This window comes from Psychrobacter sp. HD31, from assembly GCF_051097895.1.
In the GTDB taxonomy this organism is placed as follows: domain Bacteria; phylum Pseudomonadota; class Gammaproteobacteria; order Pseudomonadales; family Moraxellaceae; genus Psychrobacter.
Map to the genome: position 1 here is coordinate 1513387 of NZ_CP142525.1, position 21123 is coordinate 1534509.

The 21123-nt window shown below is 39.4% G+C and carries 22 protein-coding genes and 1 tRNA gene; 10 read left to right on the forward strand and 13 right to left on the reverse strand.

All coding sequences use genetic code 11. The features are described from left to right. Positions 1-3: 3 nt before the first annotated feature. From VH441_RS06670 to VH441_RS06680, 3 genes are all read left to right on the forward strand, one after another. Positions 4-768 (forward strand): endonuclease/exonuclease/phosphatase family protein, encoded by a 765-nt coding sequence (locus VH441_RS06670; RefSeq protein WP_434352877.1) that lies wholly within the window; start codon positions 4-6, stop codon positions 766-768. A gap of 121 nt (positions 769-889) precedes the next feature. After that, positions 890-1498 carry a class I SAM-dependent methyltransferase gene (locus VH441_RS06675; protein WP_434352878.1) on the forward strand — a complete coding sequence of 203 codons (609 nt, stop codon included), beginning with the start codon at positions 890-892 and terminating at the stop codon, positions 1496-1498. A gap of 16 nt (positions 1499-1514) precedes the next feature. Continuing rightward, positions 1515-2537: a hypothetical protein gene (locus VH441_RS06680; protein ID WP_434352879.1), complete on the forward strand. Its 1023-nt coding sequence runs from the start codon at positions 1515-1517 to the stop codon at positions 2535-2537. A 19-nt stretch (positions 2538-2556) separates the two neighbouring features. Here the strand turns inward: VH441_RS06680 and lptG are convergent, their stop codons facing one another. Both lptG and VH441_RS06690 read right to left on the reverse strand, forming a co-directional pair. Further along, a complete protein-coding gene (gene lptG / locus VH441_RS06685) occupies positions 2557-3717 on the reverse strand; it encodes an LPS export ABC transporter permease LptG (RefSeq protein ID WP_434352880.1) in 1161 nt (386 codons plus the stop codon). Positions 3718-3719: 2 nt separating this feature from the next. Further along, a complete protein-coding gene (locus VH441_RS06690) occupies positions 3720-4916 on the reverse strand; it encodes an LPS export ABC transporter permease LptF (protein WP_434352881.1) in 1197 nt (398 codons plus the stop codon). Positions 4917-5181: 265 nt separating this feature from the next. On the opposite strand from VH441_RS06690, the gene VH441_RS06695 reads away from it, so the two are divergent. From VH441_RS06695 to sstT, 3 genes are all read left to right on the forward strand, one after another. Further along, a complete protein-coding gene (locus tag VH441_RS06695) occupies positions 5182-6717 on the forward strand; it encodes a leucyl aminopeptidase (protein WP_434352882.1) in 1536 nt (511 codons plus the stop codon). Positions 6718-6747: 30 nt separating this feature from the next. Beyond that, positions 6748-7251: a DNA polymerase III subunit chi gene (locus VH441_RS06700; protein WP_434352883.1), complete on the forward strand. Its 504-nt coding sequence runs from the start codon at positions 6748-6750 to the stop codon at positions 7249-7251. A gap of 248 nt (positions 7252-7499) precedes the next feature. Then, on the forward strand, positions 7500-8702 hold the full coding sequence (sstT, locus tag VH441_RS06705) for a serine/threonine transporter SstT (RefSeq protein ID WP_434352884.1): 1203 nt from the start codon (positions 7500-7502) through the stop codon (positions 8700-8702). Positions 8703-8786: 84 nt separating this feature from the next. Here the strand turns inward: sstT and VH441_RS06710 are convergent, their stop codons facing one another. From VH441_RS06710 to VH441_RS06730, 5 genes are all read right to left on the reverse strand, one after another. Further along, positions 8787-9962, reverse strand: a complete 1176-nt coding sequence (locus VH441_RS06710) for a type III PLP-dependent enzyme (protein ID WP_434352885.1) — start codon at positions 9960-9962, stop codon at positions 8787-8789. Between the two features lie 206 nt (positions 9963-10168). After that, positions 10169-10687, reverse strand: a complete 519-nt coding sequence (def, locus tag VH441_RS06715; protein ID WP_434352886.1) for a peptide deformylase — start codon at positions 10685-10687, stop codon at positions 10169-10171. A gap of 136 nt (positions 10688-10823) precedes the next feature. Beyond that, complete coding sequence (locus VH441_RS06720; protein WP_434352887.1) at positions 10824-11069, reverse strand: GlsB/YeaQ/YmgE family stress response membrane protein; 246 nt, start codon at positions 11067-11069, stop codon at positions 10824-10826. A 169-nt stretch (positions 11070-11238) separates the two neighbouring features. Continuing rightward, positions 11239-11314 (reverse strand) — tRNA-Phe (locus VH441_RS06725). A 114-nt stretch (positions 11315-11428) separates the two neighbouring features. Next, positions 11429-11863 carry a hypothetical protein gene (locus VH441_RS06730; protein ID WP_434352888.1) on the reverse strand — a complete coding sequence of 145 codons (435 nt, stop codon included), beginning with the start codon at positions 11861-11863 and terminating at the stop codon, positions 11429-11431. Positions 11864-12011: 148 nt separating this feature from the next. Between VH441_RS06730 and hisB the strand changes: the two genes are divergently transcribed. Further along, positions 12012-12635, forward strand: a complete 624-nt coding sequence (gene hisB / locus VH441_RS06735) for an imidazoleglycerol-phosphate dehydratase HisB (RefSeq protein WP_434352889.1) — start codon at positions 12012-12014, stop codon at positions 12633-12635. 118 nt (positions 12636-12753) lie between these two features. Then, positions 12754-13389 carry an imidazole glycerol phosphate synthase subunit HisH gene (hisH, locus tag VH441_RS06740; RefSeq protein ID WP_434352890.1) on the forward strand — a complete coding sequence of 212 codons (636 nt, stop codon included), beginning with the start codon at positions 12754-12756 and terminating at the stop codon, positions 13387-13389. Positions 13390-13424: 35 nt separating this feature from the next. On the opposite strand, the gene ruvX is transcribed toward hisH, so the two are convergent. From ruvX to recN, 4 genes are all read right to left on the reverse strand, one after another. Continuing rightward, on the reverse strand, positions 13425-13922 hold the full coding sequence (ruvX, locus tag VH441_RS06745; RefSeq protein WP_434352891.1) for a Holliday junction resolvase RuvX: 498 nt from the start codon (positions 13920-13922) through the stop codon (positions 13425-13427). A 4-nt stretch (positions 13923-13926) separates the two neighbouring features. After that, positions 13927-15204: an NAD(P)/FAD-dependent oxidoreductase gene (locus VH441_RS06750; protein WP_434352892.1), complete on the reverse strand. Its 1278-nt coding sequence runs from the start codon at positions 15202-15204 to the stop codon at positions 13927-13929. A 220-nt stretch (positions 15205-15424) separates the two neighbouring features. Next, a complete protein-coding gene (locus VH441_RS06755) occupies positions 15425-15985 on the reverse strand; it encodes a YqgE/AlgH family protein (protein WP_434352893.1) in 561 nt (186 codons plus the stop codon). Positions 15986-16109: 124 nt separating this feature from the next. Continuing rightward, entirely contained in the window at positions 16110-17801 is a 1692-nt protein-coding gene (recN, locus tag VH441_RS06760) for a DNA repair protein RecN (protein ID WP_434352894.1), read from the reverse strand. 364 nt (positions 17802-18165) lie between these two features. Between recN and VH441_RS06765 the strand changes: the two genes are divergently transcribed. Both VH441_RS06765 and rlmB read left to right on the forward strand, forming a co-directional pair. Next, complete coding sequence (locus VH441_RS06765; RefSeq protein ID WP_434352895.1) at positions 18166-18501, forward strand: pyrimidine/purine nucleoside phosphorylase; 336 nt, start codon at positions 18166-18168, stop codon at positions 18499-18501. A 46-nt stretch (positions 18502-18547) separates the two neighbouring features. After that, a complete protein-coding gene (gene rlmB, locus VH441_RS06770) occupies positions 18548-19291 on the forward strand; it encodes a 23S rRNA (guanosine(2251)-2'-O)-methyltransferase RlmB (RefSeq protein WP_434352896.1) in 744 nt (247 codons plus the stop codon). Positions 19292-19450: 159 nt separating this feature from the next. Here the strand turns inward: rlmB and coaE are convergent, their stop codons facing one another. Together coaE and VH441_RS06780 are read right to left on the reverse strand one after the other, a co-directional pair. After that, positions 19451-20095, reverse strand: a complete 645-nt coding sequence (gene coaE / locus VH441_RS06775; protein WP_434352897.1) for a dephospho-CoA kinase — start codon at positions 20093-20095, stop codon at positions 19451-19453. Between the two features lie 82 nt (positions 20096-20177). Further along, positions 20178-21104, reverse strand: coding sequence for a prepilin peptidase (locus VH441_RS06780; RefSeq protein ID WP_434352898.1), 927 nt, complete (start codon positions 21102-21104; stop codon positions 20178-20180). Positions 21105-21123: the final 19 nt, after the last annotated feature.

The following is a 21123-nucleotide window of genomic DNA, read 5'->3' on the forward strand; positions in this document are numbered from 1 at the left end:
TCCATGATACAAAATAAAAAAAGCTTAACGATAACCAGCTATAACATCCATAAAGGTATGTCTGCCCTTAACCGCAATGTGGTTGTGCAAGGTATTGCTCAATCATTGCAACAGTTAGAGTCAGATATCATTTGTTTACAAGAAGTACAAGGACAAAACCTAAAGCGTGAAATCAAGTTTAATGAGTTCCCTGAACAATCTCAACATGAGTGGTTTGGTGAGTTTTTAGACTATGAGCACAGTTATGGTAAAAATAGTGAATATGACCATGGGCATCATGGCAATGCGGTACTTAGCCACTATCCGTTAGATCCCCAGCACAACTTAAATGTGAGTGTCAATCGGCTAGAAAAACGTGGCGTTCTGCATTGCGAGGTTCTGCCAACTGGCTGGGATACCCCTCTGGTGGTGCTGTGTGCTCACTTAAATTTGTTAGAAGGTGGGCGAGAAAAACAATACAAGGCAATACTTGAGTATGTAAACAACAGTATTGAGCCACATCAGCCACTTATTTTAGCAGGCGATTTTAACGACTGGAAAAAAAATGCGTGCGAAAAACTGGGGCAACAACTGAACATGACAGAGGCTTTTATCAGTGTGCATGACAAACTATTGCCAACCTTCCCTGCTCGCTTGCCTGTGCTAAGCCTAGACCGTATTTATGTACGCAACTTAAGTGTAAAGCGTGCTTGGGTGCAAACTGGCAAACCTTGGACTGAGCTTTCTGACCATTTGCCCATTAGTGCTGAGGTTGAGCGGATCGGTTAATAGATTAAAAAATTTATATTTTGGCAAATATTAGATAAAATATACCCTTGCAACAAAAACCATAATGCATATTAATGTGCATCACTTGCCCATTATGGGTAACCATTTAAGAGTTATTATCATGACACACACCCCACCAGCCGACTTACTTACCCGTGCCAACCACTGGCGTGAAGACATTAGTTTTACTCAAAATGTACTAGGCAAACCATTTAACTTTACCACCACGTGGGGCATATTCTCGCCAGAAAAGTTGGATGATGGCAGTTTAATGCTGCTTGATTATGTTGATTTTCAACCAAATGACAATTCTATCGATTTGGGCTGTGGCTATGGTGTGCTTGGTATGACCGCAGCGAGAGAATGCCCAAATGGCGTACATACTCTGATTGATAAAGATTTTATGGCAGTAGAATACGCCAAGCGTAACTGCCAAGCCAATAGTTTAAATAATGTCGATGTGCATTTATCCAACGGGTTTAACCATGTGGCAGATGACAAAACTTTTAGCCTTGTAATGAGTAATTTGCCTGCCAAAGTTGGTAAAGAACAGCACTATTTGTACTTACTAGATGCCTATAACCGTATGGAGCAAGGCGGACGTTTTTATGTGGTTACCATTAATGGTTTACGCCAGTTTATGAAGCGTGCGTTTACCGAAGTGTTTGGCAACTATAAAAAAGTAAAACAAGGCAAAACTTACACCATTAGCATGGCGGTTAAAGAGTAGTTAGCAAAGAATTATTATGTTAAGAAAAGAGTTTTTGCAAAAAATAGGACTGGTTAAACCATTTGAAATGGTGTTTAACATTGAACCTAATGATTTTGAAAAAAAGTTTAAAAAGCTTATCGGACAAGATACTATATTTACGGAAAAAAACAATTCTTCAAAATATAAACATAATTATTCTGGTTTTATCGAATCAAACTCTTTTCAGCTGTCAGATTTATACGGTAACATTGAGGGCAGCTACCACCAAGAGGATCAAAAAACAAAAATTTATGCAGAACTAACCAGTTATAAACCTGAATATATCCAAAGAATAATTTTTAATATCGTCGCAATTGCAGGGTTTATGTTGTTTTTCATATTTTCCAATGACACAAAAATCCACCCTAAAATTTTCTTCATGCTATTTGGTGGAGTTTTTTGTCTATTAGTTTTGGCTTACTTTAATCTTAGAAATAATCTAAAACATTCTATTCATAGTCTAAAACGTAATTTATACTTTCTAACAAAAAATTCAAATGAAGGGATTATTAACGAGCATTTAGAAGACCAGTCATTCTTGGAAGGTAAAAAATTATCTGACCGTTTTACTATGGCGTTTAATATTGAAAAAATTGACTTTATTAAACAATTTGATAAAACGACCACAAAAAGCCTGTTTCCAATAATAAGCAATACTTTTTCAAGAAAACCCTACTATTATGCCGGTCGAATAATAAATGATGAATTTAGTATTAAATCCTTGAATGGTCAAGGAAGAGCAAGAGGACGAATTTATAAAAAAGAAGACAAATTAATCATAGAATCTACAGCAAATGGCTTTAGTTTTGGCTATATTCCCTACTATTCGATTGTACTATTTGTTTATTTGATTTTCTTTACCTTTACAATAGCTTCAGGTAGTTATATTTTACTTTTGTTTATTCTTGTCCATGCAGGGTTTTTATTAATCTCACCTTACTTTATTTTAAAAAAGCATTCTCAAGCTACAAAATATGACTTAGAACGAGAATTTTATTACATGACCAAACAGGACTAACACTTCAAGATGTATACAATCAGGTTTTGCGTTGCAATAACCACAAACCAAACAATCCACTGGCAATAATCGGCAGCAACACCATCAACAAAGGTGAAACACCAGTTGCCAGTGAGATAAAGCCTACCAAGTCTTGCATATAGCTAAAAAACAAACCAAACAATAAAGCAACCACAACTCGTAAGCCCAAGCTATGCGTACGCAAAGAACCAAACACAAACGAGCACGCAACAATCACCAAAGACAAAATGGAAAGAGGGCTGAGCAACTTTTGCCAAAAAGCCAACTCATGTTCAAGCGAGCGGTTGCCTTGGCTTTGCATAAACTGGCGATGATCATATAATTGAGTTAGTGATAAATCTTCTGCTTCACGAGTCAACAAATAAACCGACTGTGGTTCTATTGGTAGCCCTAAAATATCCGAAACTTGACGAGTTTGGCTAGTCGCAAGCGACTGCCCAATTTTTAGTTCACTTAAGTCATTTAACTGCCATTGATGACTTAAGCTAAAACCGTCAGAGGCATGTGGATCTTTTACTTCTACTGCACCAACATAATTACCCCCGCGTGCAATAGATGCCGATTGCAAGTTGCCAGCATTATCTAAATGCCAGCGTTTTACAAGCCCAATATTGCCTTCAATATCGGCATAATCAATATACAGCACGTCACGACCATCTGGTTTTACTGAGTTTGGGGTAGAGCCGTCTATATATCTGGGTTGTACTGTCCAGTAGCCTTCTACCTTTTCAATCACGTCTCGCTTATTATTATCATCGTCAACCAAATCGGCTAAATGATTGCTGGTTGGCAGTACAAACTGGTTAATCGCCAAAGCGATAAACACAAAAATAATGGCAGGTTGCAAAACCCAACTCACAATTTTTGTTTTGCTCACACCACTTGCCTGCATTACCGTAAGCTCACTATTGTTGGCAAGCAAACCTAAACCAACTACCGCACCAAGCAATGCCCCAGTAGGGATAAACTGCTCTAAAAAATGAGGTGATTTATAAAAAATATAGGTTAGCGCATCACGCATTGTGTAACTATCAGATATGTTTTCTAACTCTGCAAGGTATGAAAACACCACTTGCAAAAGCCACAACCCCAAAACAGCCGCAACAATAGCAAAAAAGGCATTTTTTTTAACATAACGGCTTAATACACGCATTGCCATCTCTACCCTCTTTGCTTAATACGGTTATTTTTGTTGAACAAGCCAAAACGCACACGTTGGTTAATTCTACTTGCCCAATTAAGATACAGTGCAAAAGCTAATAAAAAGACAATCAGCAATGCATACATCCAAGCATCCACTTTACCTTCACTCACTGGCTTTTTGAGTGAGATAATACTTAATGCCACACTTACATATAACAAAATAGCAGGGATTAAGCGTAACCATCTGCCCTGCCTTGGGCGTACTTGCGCCAGTGGCACTGCCATCATAGGTGCAAGGATAATTAACCATGGCAATGCAAAACGATAACCCAGCTCTGCCTGTGCTGCTAAGTTTGGTTTCGCCGTATTAGCTGTTGCTGCTGTCCAAATATCTTCTATCTTTTGTGTTTCTATATTTTCTTTGCTAACTTTGTCTTCTTTTTTTTGTAGCAAAGTTATACGATAGCGTTCAAATCCAACTTGATTATATTTTAGGCTATCTGCACCAATTTCATAGCGTCTGCCATTAAACAAGTCTAATTGTGTCTTACCAGACTCATCATCAGTTGCCACTTGTTGTGCGCTTTTTGCCAGTACGATGGTGTCTTTACTTGATAGTTGCTTTGGTAGAGTCGGTAAGTCTTTTAACGCTTCTGGTTGATTGGCTTCTGGGATTTTTTGTGCTTTGTTCTTATCTTTTGAAGTTTGAATCAATATCACATTTTCTAATTGCGAGTTATCATCACTTAGGCTACCAACATACAAGTGGTAGTCCCCACTGCTTAAAAACTGCCCCGGTTTTACCAAATCAAACGCACTCTGCATGGCTTGCTGTTGCCAAACATTGTCTGATTGTCTTACCCCCCAAGGTTTACCAACAATCGATAACCCAGCTTCTAACAAAAACAACACCAAAATTAAGGGTGCGACCAGTCTCGCCAAACGACCACGTGAGATACCACTGCCATTAATCACTGCCATCTCATGGTCAACATACAATCGACCAAACACCAGCATTAAGGCAATGAAAAAGGATAAAGGTAAAATCAGCTCCAAAAAATATGGCAAGTTATAGCCAATAATTTTAAACAGTAAACCAACATCCAGCCCGCCTTCGGCAGCAATACCAAAGTATCGTATTAAACGCCCACCAAGCAGCAAAAATACCAAAAACCCCAACACAATGGCTGTGCTGGAGGCTATTTGAGAGGTCATATACCGACGTAAAATCACTTTTATCAGCTCTATATTTTTAAGTTATTATTTACAATTGTTTAAACGATTTAGCATAGCATGTTTTTACCATTTTTTGCTGATAAAAATGTAGATATTGTTAAATAAAACAACTCACATTATGCCTATTGCAATATGCTACACTAACCTTATATCTATAATACAGCGACTTAAAAACAGTGACTTAAAGTTTGGCTATGAACACCCAATCATTTATCTACATACAAAAGTAATAGGAAGACTAACAATGAAACTAACGCTCACTCAAACATTACCAACCCTACAAGCAAAAAAACTACTTAAAAAACAAAGCCCAAAAGATTCTCATTGCTTAGTTGTATTGGTAGATAATGAATTAAATCTTATTGCAAGCGATACACTAAAAACGCATAAAGATCGTATTAACCAATTAATTGAAGTGGCGCATTTTAAAGGCACTGTAGCAGAAACCCTTGCAGACTACGCATTAACCGAAAGCAAAAATAACCCCATTCAGCTATTAATTGTTGGTATTGGTAAAGCAAATAATTTAACTGCCAGTAATTTACAAAAAATTGGCAAAGCTATATATCAAAGCATGAGTAAACGTGTCGATGCCATTACGGTTGCACTTGGTAAAGCATTAACCGATGATCAGTTTGCACAATTTGCCAATGGGTTACTTAATGCAAGCTACCGTTTTAATAAATACAAGTCAGAAAGCCAAGCGCCTGTACTTGAAAAGATTTCTGTACTTGCCAGCAAAGACTACCAAGCAACCTTAGACTTTGCTAATGCCGTTTATTCAGGGCAAACTATGACTCGTAACGTCGCAAATGAGCCTGGCAATGTTTGCTATCCAGAATACATGGCAGACCAAGCCGAGCGACTAGCAGCAACTTACCCAAATCTTTTAAAAGTAAGGGTCGTTAACCAAAAACAAATGGAAGAGTTGGGCATGAACTGCTTTTTATCTGTTGCTAAAGGCTCAGATAGAGAAGGTAAACTGGTTATCTTGGAATATCATGGCAAATCAAAATTCACCACTCAAGATGGCAAAAAAGCCAAAAAACAAAAAGCTGAAGACGCCCCTATTGCACTGGTAGGTAAAGGGGTTACTTTTGACACGGGTGGTATTTCGTTAAAACCAGGTGCCGGCATGGGCGACATGAAGTTTGATATGGGCGGATCTGCATCCGTACTTGGTACCATTAAAGCACTTTGTGAAGCCAAGCTGCCAATTAACGTTGTTGCTGCCTTAGCCCTTGCAGAAAACATGCCTTCTGCGCGTGCAACTCGCCCAGGCGATATTGTAAAATCTATGAGTGGTCAAACCGTAGAGATTTTAAATACAGATGCCGAGGGACGTTTGGTACTTTGTGACACCTTAACCTACATCCAACGTTATAAGCCAAAAACAATTGTTGATGCAGCAACCTTAACAGGCGCTTGTGTCATTGCGCTTGGTAATGTTCGTTCTGCTGTATTTAGTAATGATGAAGACTTGTTGTTTGCCTTACAAAATGCCAGCGAACAAGCGGGGGATGCGATTTGGCACATGCCACTTGATGATGAATACCAAACTCAACTAGACTCGCCAATTGCCGATATGCAAAATATTGGTGGGCGTGAGGCAGGCTCGGTAACCGCTGCGTGCTTCTTATCTCGTTTTATTGAAGAAGGTCAGGCTTGGGCGCACTTAGACATTGCTGGCACGGCGTGGATTTCTGGTAAACAAAAAGAAGCAACGGGTCGTCCTGTTCCACTATTTATGCAGTATCTAAAAAATGCAAGCAAAGCGTAATTTTGTAAAAGCACAGGGCTAAAATCAAAAATGCAAATTAGCTTTTATGTTCTAAATAATAACAATAGCAAGGTATCTGAAACGGATGCCTTGCTCGATTTTGTGTGCAGACTCACCCAAACCGTTTTAGAAAAAAGCGAGCAAACCTTAATCATTTTAGATGACAACACCAATAGGCTCAACCAATTAGATAAACAACTTTGGGATTTATCTGCTACCAGCTTTTTGCCACACGATTTAATAATCAACAAAAAAAATGCTGACAGCATTGCACCTGTTATCCTAACTGATACGCTACCAAATGGCTTTGATGGCGTGGTATTAAACCTTGCCAGCTCACCGCTTAATTTGGTTCATCCAAACACCAAAGCAAGCCAACCAGCAGAGCCAACATCTAACGATAACCCGACACACCACCCAAGCAGACTGTTAGAGATTATCCCAGCAGATAGTGAACAAAAAGAAAAAGGACGTGCTAAATACAAGCACTACCAATCGCTTGGATTTAAATTAGACTACTTTCCTATTAAATAAATGCCTTAATAGTCTGCCCACTATTAACTTTCTACCGTATTAGACTCACGCTAGGTATTATATATATCTTTGCTCATCAGCCGTGTAGCAAATTTAACGTGGCTTAACTATATTTATTGATTCGCTAAACAAAGCACCTGATTATAATTTTTCTTTCTAATATTTTACAAAAGTGCTAGTATCTTTTTATTTTTTAACCCGTTGTCAGATTAAGAGGCAAAGTAAAATAGAAATAAGAGAGTAATAATATGAAAGCAATTGCAGAATTATATAGTCGTATTGGGCTGGTACCATTAATTACTGTGGGACTAATTATTGGGATATTAATAGGCTGGTTAGCACCAAGTATTGGGGTGTCTATTGGTATTTTGGGTACATTATTTGTTGGCGCATTAAAAGCTGTTGCCCCTATTTTAGTATTTATTTTGGTTATGGCTGCTGTTAGCCAACACCAAGCTGGTCAAGAAGTATTTGTTAAGCCTGTCCTCATCATGTACATCATTGGTACTTTTTTTGCCGCATTAACGGCTGTTGCTGCAAGTTTTATGTTCCCAACAGAGCTTGCCCTTGTTACTGGTGATATCCAACAAGTTCCGCCCGCAGGTTTAAAAGAAGTTGTCACCACACTGCTTATGAACCTAGTTGCCAACCCCATTAACGCATTAGCCAACGCAAACTATATTGGTATTTTAGCTTGGGCATTAGTGATTGGCTTTTCACTTCGTCAAGCGGGCGAAACCACTCGTAAAGTCATTGGCGACTTTTCTGATGCGATTTCGCAAGTCGTAAAATGGGTTATTGCTTTAGCCCCATTGGGTATTATGGGTCTGGTTGCTAATACCATCGCCCAAACAGGTTTTGGGGCATTGTTAGGCTATGCTCGTATCCTTACCGTATTGGTTGGCTGTATGTTGTTTATTGCATTGATTGTTAACCCAATTATTGTATTTATCAAAACAGGCAAAAACCCGTATCCTTTAGTATTTACTTGTTTACGTGAGTCTGGTATCACTGCATTCTTTACACGCAGCTCTGCCGCTAATATCCCAGTAAACATGAACCTTGCTCGTAAGCTTGACCTACATGAAGATACTTACTCAGTTACTTTGCCACTGGGCGCTACTATCAATATGGCAGGCGCCGCAATTACCATTAATGTATTAACCCTTGCTGCTGCTCACACAATGGGTATTCAGGTTGATTTTGGTTCTGCACTGTTACTTGCCATTGTTGCTTCTATTAGTGCTTGTGGAGCGTCTGGTGTTGCAGGCGGCTCTTTATTACTTATCCCTCTGGCATGTAGCTTGTTTAGCATTCCAAACGATATTGCCATGCAAGTTGTTGCTATTGGCTTTATTATTGGTGTGATTCAAGATTCTGCCGAGACCGCTTTAAATTCATCAACAGATGTATTGTTTACTGCTGCGGCAGATCCAAAATATTCACGATAATATTTTAAAAAATATCAAAAGCATTAAAAAAAAGAAAGGTTGTTTTAAACAACCTTTCTTTTTTTGTGGGAGTCAAAGCCTGTTTTAATCAATATAAATTGTTTTTAAGGGTGGAAAGCCATTAAAATCAACCGACGAATACGACGTCGTATAAGCCCCCGTCGTTAACCAATACACCTTATCGCCAATGGCTAAATTTTGTGGTAATTGGTAACCAGCCTCTTCATACATAACATCTGTAGAATCACAGGTAGGACCTGCTAACACAACCGTGCCAGACTCTGTAGCTGTTTCCATTTTAGGCGTATAAACAGGGTACTTAATCGCCTCTCCTAAGGTTTCTATCAATCCACCAAACAAGCCAACATCCGTATATACCCAGCGGGTTAAATCTGTGCGTGATTTGCGAGAGATAAGCACAACCTCAGAAACCAATACACCTGAGCCACCAACCAGTGCTCTTCCTGGTTCTACAATAATCTGGGGCATCTCCTCATCAGGATAATCTTCTTGTAAATAGCGGTGAATTTCTTCGGCATAGACCCCAATGGGGTTAACTTCACTCAAGTAATTAGCAGGCATACCACCCCCAATATTAATCATCTTAATTTTGATGCCTTCTTCATACTTCATCCAGTCAAACATATATTTAACTTTAGATAAAGCATCATCCCATGCCGCAACATCTTTTTGCTGGCTCCCTACATGAAATGAGATGCCATAAGGTTCTAAACCTAATTGTTTCGCCTGAACCAATAAATCAATGGCCATATCTGGATGGCAACCAAATTTGCGTGATAACGGCCAGTCTGCCGTATCAGCACCCTGCACCAAAATACGCACAAATATTTTAGCGTTAGGGGCATATTTGGCAATGTTTTTTAGGTCTGCCTTGGAGTCTGTGGCAAACAAACGTATCCCTTTTTCATAGGCATACTTAACATCTTCTGCCTTTTTAATGGTATTACCATAAGATATACGCGCTGGTGCAATGCCACAATCTAAAACTTTATCAATTTCATATATCGAGGCACAATCAAAGTTTGAACCAAGCTCTGCCAATAAGTCGATTACCTCTACCGCTGGGCAAGCTTTCATTGCATAATAAATATTAGCGTAGGAGAAAAAGGCAGCTAACTCTTTATATTTAGCCTTAATACGACTCAAATCTACAATGACACACGGCGTTTGGGTTGTCTCACTTGCTTTAGTAAATTTTTGCCACTGCGATTGGTCAAAATAGCTGTCAATTTTAATCATAAAAAATCCTTTGGGTACATAAAAAGTAATTAAAATTAAACGGATAATAAAATAGCAGTTTTCGAGCTATCGATTAAGCTGTATGAAACACTTCAAGCTCAAAAAATTAGAGCTTAGCTACTATTTATTCGCTAAGCTCTAAAAAAGTGTATATTAAATAATGTTTTTAAAAAGTGCTACAAAAATTTGATAAAATCCATACGATTTTATGCTTTTGCTTTTTCCATTTGTTTAACGGCTTTACGCACCTTGTCTCTGGCACGCGATTGCTTTAAGTTAGATAAATAATCAACAAACAAAACACCATTTAGGTGGTCCATTTCGTGTTGGATACAAACAGCCAGCAAGCCTTCAGCAATCTCTTCAAAGGCATTTCCTTCTTCATCCAATGCTTCTATTTTAACTTTTGTTGGGCGTTCTACCGAATCATACACGGTTGGCACAGATAAGCAGCCCTCTTCATAAGGTTGTTTTTCTTCTACCAATGGGGTTACTTTTGGATTAATGAAAACACGTCGGCTATCACCGTTTTCTGACAAGTCCATGACAATCAGCTGAATATGCTGGTTAACTTGCGTTGCTGCTAACCCAATACCTTTTGCATGGTACATGGTTTCAGTCATGTCGCTAATCAGTGTTTTTATTTTATCATTAACTTGTTGTACCGGTTCAGCAATGGTACGAAGCCTTGGATCTGGATAGCTTAAAATTGGTAAAATGGCCATAAAATAATATCCCAAAAAATACGTACTAATATTATAACAAATATTAGCCAAAACATTTGCAGCTCAAATAAAAAACCGCCATACCTAAAACACCCTAGGCATAACGGTCATTATTTATTGAGTCACTTAAACCTGTTTAGCGGTTTTTGCCGGTTATTAATTCATAAATAAATAACAAGATAATGGCGCCAACTACCGAAATAGCCAGACCCATAAAACCACCTTCTGCAGACAAACCAAGCGTGGTTGCTAATTTGCCGCCAACAAAGGCACCAGCGATACCAAGGATGATTGTCATAATCCATCCCATACCATCTGCACCTGGTTTAAGAAAACGAGCTAATATACCAACGATAAGACCTGAGAAAATAGAACCAATCATAATACGCTCCTATATTTTTTTAGATATTTAAAACAAGTGTAAACTAAATAGTTCCATTTGTATAATTTAATACTGTAACTATTGTAGTGCATGTGTATCTTTAACACGATAAGCAATAAAAAAACCCCAAACTAAAACGCTTGGGGTTATTAAAACTGTACGATATAAATGGTGGCTCGAGGCAGGATCGAACTGCCGACACACGGATTTTCAATCCGTTGCTCTACCGACTGAGCTATCGAGCCATTTTGCTTTTAAATAAAGCATATATCGTTGAGGTGCGTATTAAACTAAAAATCCTTGTTAGTGTCAAGTCTTTTTGGCATTATTTTTAAATTTATCGCAACTTTTACCAAAAATCACCCATAAACCGCTTCTAACAAGGTTTTTATTTGGGTATTTTGTGAGGTTAGTTGATCTGTCCCTATCATTGATTCGGCTTTGACCACTTGCCTTATAAATTGCGGCTCAATACCTCTGTTTTGATTTTGGGCATGCATCGCAAGGTATTCTAAGCATTTACCTTGACTATTTTTATCGACAAAACAAGCGACGGCACAAATGGGTTTATCATTAAACATACCCACATACAGGCTACCCCGCCCACTTGCAAAGCTATCCGACAAAACTGCCATCACTTCATCCGCTGTTTTGCTCAAACGGTGATGCTTATCTTGATTTAATCCCATATCCTGATATAAAGCATGGATACGCGCTTTAAACTCACCCTCGTAGTTGACTTCACGCATAAGCTGTGTGTCAAAGTCGTTTATTGCAATGGCTTCTAATGGCATGTTTGTTCCTACAAAGTTTTACAAATGATGATGCTAATATGACTATTTTAGCAAAAAAATGAGTGGCATAAAGCAAATACAATGGTTTGTGTACCCTGAGTTTGATAATATATGCCTATTAATAAAGTTTTTAGGAAATTTTTAATATATGAGCCAATCAGCCAATTCTTCTACTCAAAAGGCAACTCGCACTGCAACAGTAGAACGCAACACTGCCGAAACTAAAATTAAAGTGTCAATCAACCTAGACGGTACAGGCGTTGGCACGCTAGATACAGGCGTGCCGTTTCTTGACCACATGCTAGAGCAGATTAAACGCCACGGCTTGATTGACTTAGATGTAAAATGCGACGGAGACACCCACATTGATGACCACCACAGTGTGGAAGATGTTGGCATCACTATTGGTCAGGCATTTGCACAAGCCATTGGCGACAAAAAAGGCATTAAACGTTATGGACATTTTTATGCGCCTTTAGATGAGTCGCTATCTCGTGTTGTTGTTGATATTTCTGGTCGTCCTGGTTTACACATGAATATCCCATTTACACGCTCACACATTGGCAGCTTTGATGTCGACTTATTTAGCGAGTTTTTTTATGGTTTTGTAAACCATGCGTGGGTAACTTTGCATATAGATAACCTAAAAGGTGTCAATAGCCATCACCAAATTGAAAGCGTGTTTAAAGCATTGGCTCGTGCGCTGCGTATGGCGGTTGAATATGACGAGCGTGCATTAAACCAATTGCCTTCAACCAAAGAAGCATTGTAATTGATAGCCCTCACTCAACTCACTTGCCCAACGTATGACGTAAGGGCGAATAGCTGAGCTGGCATAGCAGGATACGTTAGTAAGTTCTGCACGCATGGTAAAAAATTAAGAGAAAAAAATGACAAAAGTAGCACTACTTGACTACGGCATGGGTAACCTACACTCGGCGGCTAAAGCATTATCAACCGTTGGAGCTGATGTTGTATTAACAAACGACCCAAAAAAAATTGATCGTTGCGACAAAATACTTTTCCCGGGTGTGGGAGCAATGCGCGATTGCATGCGTGGCATGACCGAAGCAGGCATTGATGAAGTTGTAAAACAAGCGGTTTTTAACAAGCCAGTTATGGCAATTTGTGTTGGTATGCAAGCGTTGTTTGAGCATGCTGAAGAAAATAACGGTGTGGACTGTTTGGGCATTTTGGCTGGTAATGTTGTTAAATTTGACGACAACCTAACCGATGCCAATGGCGATAAAATCAAAATCCCACACATGGGCTGGAACACGCAAACCAATATGGAGTTGTCACACCCGCTATGGCGTGGCATTGATGACCACACCCATTTTTATTTTGTACACAGCTTTTATTGCGAGCCAACGGATAAAAACATTGTGGCAGGCAGTTGCGACTATGGCACGCCTTTTTGCTCTAGTGTTATTAAAGACAATTTATTTGCTACCCAGTTCCACCCCGAAAAAAGCCACACCGCAGGCCTACAGGTGTTAAAAAACTTTGTTGAGTGGGATATTTAAAAGGTCGATTTGTAAAAGGCAATTAACCTAAAAAGTTATACATTACGTACGATAGCAGCATTTGCCGTTACATCTTCTGACAATGCTGGATTTGCAAGATATGAGTTAAGTAAGATACAAGCAGAGATATCATCAATAGGGTCTCTCTCATCATCAATCCAGCCATTTTCCCACGCTATCTCACGTGCTTCACGAGAGCTTAAGCGTTCATCATGCAATAATACCTGCACCATCGACTTACGCTCCATCAACCGATGCGCAAGTCGTCTGGCAAATTTGTGCGCTCGCTTGGCAAGCATAGAAGTAGAACCATCCATGTTAAGTGGTAACCCAACCACAACTTGATGTACCTTCCAAGCATCTATAATACCTAACAAATTCTCCCAGTCTGGCTGACCATTATCCATCGCTAATATATCAAAAGGTCTGGCATTTTGAGTCAATGTATTGCCCAATGCCATACCCGATTTTTTAACACCATAGTCTAACGCGAGGATAAGAACCGCCTCTGGTTGTGTGCCCTCAAAACTCATATCTTTAAAGTGATTCCTTGCCTTTTTTGTGCATTTTTTCTTCAATCGCACGCGAACTCATTTCCATACGCATAGATTGGTTTCGCGTAAAAAATGCAATCATCCAGTTGTAAGTGGTGGCAATTCGGTTTTTTGCTGTAGATAATGCAATAATATGAATCCACACCCAGGTTACCCAAGCAGTAAACCCACCAAAGCTTAAATTATCAATATCTGCCACTGCTCTTAAGCGCCCAACCATTGCCATATCACCACGGTGTTTGTAGGCATAAGGTGTCATTTTTGCATTAATGCGCAACTTTTTACCCAAATATTTGCCTTGCGACATTGCCACTTGCCCAAGTTGTGGATGACCTTGAGGATATTTAACATCGCTTGTGCATAAGGCAATATCACCTAATGCATAAATATTATCATAATTAATTAATTTAAGGTTGTCATCTACTAATAATCGGTTGCCACGCTCTGTAAAGTCTGCATCTTGCAGCCCTTCCACACGTTTGCATTGCACACCTGCCACCCAAATCATGGTTTTTGTTTCTATCTGTTGTCCACTAAATAAAGTAACGGTAGATCCATCATAATCTTTAACAGGGTCAGAAAGTGTTATTTTAACACCATAATCTTCTAACTCTTTTTTTGCATATTGTTGCGACTTTTCACTCATTGGTGCTAATAATACTGGATCAGCGGTCACAAGCTCTACACTACCAGCGGTATTTCTAAACTCTGGATATTCACGTGCAAAAATGTCATTACGAATCTCAGATAATACACCTGCCAGCTCAACACCACTAGGCCCACCACCAGCAACCACAATCCTTAAATAAGGTTCACGCTCATTTTCTGGTAGCGTTGCTGCATAGTTAAACTGATGTAAAAGACGATTACGGATTTTAATAGAATCACTTAAGCGCTTCATAGGGAAGGCATGCTTCTCAATGTTTTCGTTACCAAAATAGTTTGGCTCAGAACCCATTGCAAGTACCAAACGGTCATACGCCACCTCTCCATTATCTAAAATAACGACTTGCCTTTGAGTATCGACGGCTTGAAAGATGCCCTGACGGTAGCTGATATTGTCGTGGTTAACAATATATTTGCGTAAAGGATAACTGATATCAGACGGCGATAAAAAACCAGCCGCCACTTGATAAATTAAAGGAGGAAAAAAATTATAATCATGACGGTCAATGATGGTGATTTTTTGTGCCTTGTCTTTACCCAAGCCAGCCATTACCCTAAAACCACCAAAACCCGCACCAATAACTACTGTATGCATAAACACTCCAAAAATACCCCGCACAAATTAGTCCTTTGGCTGTGCTTATACATCCTTGTAATTTAAATAAAAATTAAGAAAGAACGTGTTTAGAATAAGAGGATTACTGCGACTGACCAAGCAATAAAGCTGACCCATAAGTCGTCAATAAGAAAGAATCTCATATTAAAATAAGTTTGGATATGCAAAATAAATCGTTAAAAAATAAGATAACACCAGATTAGGCATTGCCAACATCAGCGCTTAAAAAGTCTAAATTAAGCCCCATTTTTTCACCGGCTTTATGCCATCGTTTATCATATGGGGTTTTAAATAGCAGCTCTAAATCAGCAGGGCAAACAAGCCAGTCACCTTGCTCAATCTCTGTCATAATTTGCTTTGCGCCCCAGCTTGCATGCCCTAAACACATCTGAAAATGTCCTGACGCATCACCCATTGCCATATGCTCTAAAATATCTCGGCTGGTGGTGATAGAAACGTTTTCAGAAATGCCAAAAGAGGATGCCCAAACCGGTTGACCTGTATGCAATACAAAACCAACTTCTGGTGCAACCGGACCACCTGATAGTGCCATTTCATGTATTAATGTTTTATTTTGACACTCAATATCAAGGTCTTCTAGCAGCCTAACTATAGTGGTATCTGCCAATGGGTTGTTGATAATTAACCCCAAAGCACCTTGTTTGTCATGACGACAAATATACACAACCGACCGATTAAATCTATCATCCGGCATTTGTGGGGTAGCAATTAAGAAGTGGTGAGCAAGATTCTTTGACATCAATTTTTTATACTTTTATTTACAAACATGTCTTTATATAAACAAAGACCTAAGTTTTAGATTAGGGCAGGTTAACCCAGTTTCAATAGAAGGGTTGGAAGAAGGTTACAACCGCAAAAACGCTTTATCGGTTAACCTCATTTAACAAGCTACGGGCATGTTCACGCGTGATATCAGTGATATGAACACCACCAGACATCCTTGCCAGCTCATCAACTTGTGCATCATCGCTCAACACTTGCAAAATACTTTCACTTTGTTTTTCATGATGTTTTTGCACCAATATATGCTGATGCGCCTGCGAAGCAACTTGCGCTTGGTGTGTAATTGCCAAAAGCTGTTGGCGTTTTCCTAGCTGTCTTAATAGCTCTCCTACCACTTGGGCGGTGCCGCCACTAATGCCAACATCCACCTCATCAAATACCAACATTGGGCGTGCATCTTGATCCTTATCGCTGCCTTTTGCAGAGGTGGCTTGTAACACTTGCATCACCAGTGCCATACGAGAAAGTTCACCACCCGAGGCAATTTTGTACAATGGTTGCATGGGCATACCAACATTCGCACTAAACAATAAATCAATATCATCTAGCCCAACCGCATTAAAATCATCGTTATCTGCATGGCGCACAAACGAAAACTCGCAACAAGCATTTGGCAATGCTAGTGGTTGCAGCTGTGCTATTAACTGTTGGATAATCGCAGGTGCTTCAGCTTTACGAGACTGAGATAACTGCTCGGCTAAGGCTAAATAACCTTGCCATGCTGTTTCAATTTGTTGTTGCATATCCGCACTGCTTGGCTGAGCATTTAATTCATCTAACTTAATTTGCCACTCTCTTGCCGTTGTTACCAGGTCACTGGCAGGTAGGTTGTGCTTGCGGGATAACCGATGTGCCAATGTCATTAACGTATCTAGCTCTTGTAACCTTTGAGGGTCTGGTAATTGTTGTTCGGCATAATCTGCTAATAAGCCTGTCGCCTCACTAATTTGTTGCTGCGCAAGGTACAGTTGCTCGGCTACCTGTCCAAATGTGCTACTAACCGCTGATTGGTTATCGCATAACTTAATGGCACGCCCTACAAGACTATTTGCATCGGGTTCATCTGTATCATTATCAAGTAATTGCAGTGCCATGCCCGCCTCTTGCATTAATGCCTCAATGTTAGATAATTCTTCATGTTCAGCTTCTACACTGGCATAGTCAATGCTAAGCAGGGGTTCTACATCCGCCAGCTGACTTTCTAACAAAGCAATTTTATCTAATCGGTTCGCATCAGCACTGGCAATTTCTTCCGCCTTACGTTGTAAACGCTGGTGTGTTAAATAGGCTGCACGGGTTTGATCTGCCAAGTTGGTTAACCCTGCCATATTGTCTAGCCAGTCCACCACAAATTGCGGTTTTAATAGCGCTTGTTGGGCATGTTGGCTATGTATATTCACCAATAACCGCCCCAAAGATTTTAATTCTGCCAAGCTAACAGGCAGCCCATTTAACCAGGCTTTAGAACGTCCATTGCTACTAAGCTGACGACGTATGAGCAATTCTGCCTCAAAACTTCGTTCATGTTCATCAAACCAGTGCTTTACTACTTCGTTTTCTGCAACATCAAACTCGGCATAAATATCGGCACTTTCGGCACCATGTCGTACCATACTGGTATCGGCACGTTCACCAATACACAATGACAAAGCATCTAATAATAAAGACTTGCCGGCCCCTGTTTCACCGGTTATTACATTAAAACCATCAACAAATCTAAGTTCATGCTCAGCGATTAACGCAAATTGATGTAATGTTAAATATAGCAACATGGTTTTGATTACCGATTTTGTAAGTTAAAGATTGCACAAGTATTTTAGTTAACTTGCAGTTTACTATAAAGTTTACGGATATTCATCCAAAAGCCATGATAAAAAATGCTTTCAATTTAGCTAACGACCGTTAATTTTTAACACATCGTATCTGTATTTCTTGTAAAATCTTAGTTAATAAGCAAGTTTAGTAACAAAGCAGTCTGTTTTTTATAGTGTTTTGAAAAAAAACATATCATAAAACCCCATAAACAAAGGCTTTTTTGCTATTTGTAATAAAAAATCATGAAATAGTGTGGTAACATTAAGCTTATTTTTAATTATCTGTCTGATAAATATCAGACTTGGTTAAGGAACGTCATTTATGTCAGTGGCAGAATTTACCAACGTATCCGTTGTGAGTAAGGCAAATGTTTCTTATGATGGTCGTTGTAGTAGTCATACGCTTTTATTTGAAGATGGCAGTAAAAAGATGCTTGGCGTGGTTTCACCTAATGATGAAACCGTTAACGAATATCATTTTGCGACCCACACTTCAGAGCGTATGGAAATCATTAGTGGTGAGTGTGAAGTAAAGATTGAAGGAGAAGAAACCTTTAATAAGTATCGTGCTGGTCAATCTTTTATGGTAGCAGGTGACAGTGGTTTTGAACTACGCACCAACCAGATACTGCAATACATCTGCCATCTAGAGCGTTAATCGCTTTAATCTTAAAACTAAAAAAATAACGATAGATACCTGATAAATGGCCAAACCAATTTATTTTTATGGCACACATGCCGTACAATCTCTTTTAGAACATCGCCCAACCGATGCCCTTAGCCTTTTTATTCAACAAGGTAAAGAGTCCGATAACAGCATTGCTGAGATTTTGGCGCTAGCACAATCTTTTGGGGTAAGTATTCAGTATGCTGGCAAAGACAAACTTGCCAATATGTGCAATAGCCCACAACATCAAGGGGTTGTTTTACATGCCCGCCCATTAAACTTTGCTACCGAAGCAACGCTAGATACAGTAATTGCACAAGACAACTGTTTACTCCTTGTGCTTGACCAAATTACGGATGCCCATAATTTTGGTGCTTGTATCCGCTCGGCAGTTGCCATGAACGTCGATGCAATTATTTGCCCTCGCAAAAATACGGCGCCACTCACCGCCACGGTTGCAAAAGTTGCCGTTGGTGCAGCTGAATCTATCCCCGTTATTGCCGTAGGTAACTTGGCACGTACGTTAAATCAATTAAAAGATGCCGGCGTGTTTGTGTATGGCACCGCATTAGACGACACAGCCAAACCACTGCATGAGTGTGACTTTACAATAAAAACAGCCATTGTAATGGGGTCTGAAGGAGAAGGAATGCGTCGCCTAACCACGGATACCTGTGATCAGTTGGTTTATATCCCTATGGGTGGTGATGTACAAAGTCTCAATGTGAGCGTCGCAACTGGCATGGCGTTATACGAAGCAAGTAGACAGAGATTTGTGTAATTTATTAATTTTACTGCGTATTGCTTACTTTAGTCTCTACTCATTCACTCACAAAAAAGTATCCTGATATTAAATTTGTTTGTTTTTAAGGTTTTTTAATATTGTGTATTAGCCACTTTAAATGAGACGTTTTAAGCAAACAAAAATCAGGTAAAGTACTTAATAGCTTTCAACTATTTGCAAGTATTGCTCATGTAATGGCTTAAGCCGTGCATACAAATCTTCTAAAGTGCCGTCATTTACAACAACATCATCAGCTTGTGCTAATCTTGCTTTTCGAGACAACTGTTTTGCCATAACAGCTTTAATCTTTTCTTCTGTTAAGCCATCTCTTTTACTTGCTCTCTCTATTTGCAATTTTTCTGGTACATCTATTACAACAACACGATTGCACAAGCTTGCCAGCCCTGCTTCTTGCGACTCAAGTAATAGAGGGGCAGACATAATCACATAAGCTGAGCCAGCTTGTTGTAACTCAGTCTTTGCTTGTTCTCTAATCGCCGGATGTGTAATTGCTTCTAATTCTGCCAAGTTTTTGGCAGCGTGCTTACTATTAAACACAAGCTCTCGCATAGCTTGCCGGTTAAGCTCGCCTGATTCAGTTAATACTTGCTTGCCAAACGCTGCGGCAATTTTTTGCAATGTTGGGCTACCTTTGGCAACAATTTGATGGGCAATGACATCGGCATCCACAATTTTAATACCCTGCTGAGCAAACCAATCGGTTGCCGCCGTTTTACCACTGCCGATACCACCGGTTAACCCTATGATGAGTTTTTTTGTTTGGTTTTGTTCGTTTGTCATCTTAATTTGCTCTTCTTTTTATGTCACTTTATATCAAAAATCGGATATTGTTTCACATGAAACATGCCTTTACTCTATAAGTTTATGCTACAACCAGCCACTGATACCATGCCACTATTTGGTCACCATACAACATAGCAATAATAGCCGCAATGGCAATAAAAGGTCCAAAAGCAAAGGGTTGGCTTTTACCATGTTTAATCATCAATATAACACCAGCCAAAACTCCCAGCATAGAAGACAATAATATAACTAAAGGCAACGCCCAAACACCCAACCAACAACCAATAGCAGCTAACAGTTTAAAATCTCCTTGCCCCATACCCTGTTTTTTAGTAATTAAATAAAAAACTTGATTGACACTCCATAGGCTTAAAAAACCAATCGCAAGCCCCCAAATGGCACTGGTGGGTGAAACAAACCCAGTAAAAAACAGTTGGCTATTTACCAACAGCCCAAGTACCGCTAACGGATAAGTAATGCGATCTGGTAATAGCTGTGTTTCCCCGTCAATACCTGCCAGTACAATAAGCCCCCATACCAGTACTAATGCCGAAAGCCCGACTCCCGTCAGCCCCAATTGATAAATAACCAGTGCCGATAACACAGCAGTGATCACTTCAATCAATAAATAACGAGCCGAAATCCGTTCTCCACAACAACCGCTTTTACCCACTAAAACCAACCAGCTAATCAGTGGAATATTGTGATACCAGCTTATTTTTTGGTTACAATGAGTGCAATGGCTAACAGGTTTACTAAGGGTCAGTTGTTTTTCTGTAGCGATGCGGTGTTGCATATGGCTTAATTTATCTGTGCCAATAGTATTGGCAAGGTCATCCTCTTGGCTAATAAAACCGACTGCCTCAGCACGCCACTCTTTATGCATTATTTTTGGCACACGATAAATCATCACATTTAAAAAACTACCCACACACAAACCTACCAATATAAATAAAAATATGGCAAAAATTTGGTTGGTTTGTAAGGTTAATATCAAATCTTGCATGGTTTGTGTTTTATATTAT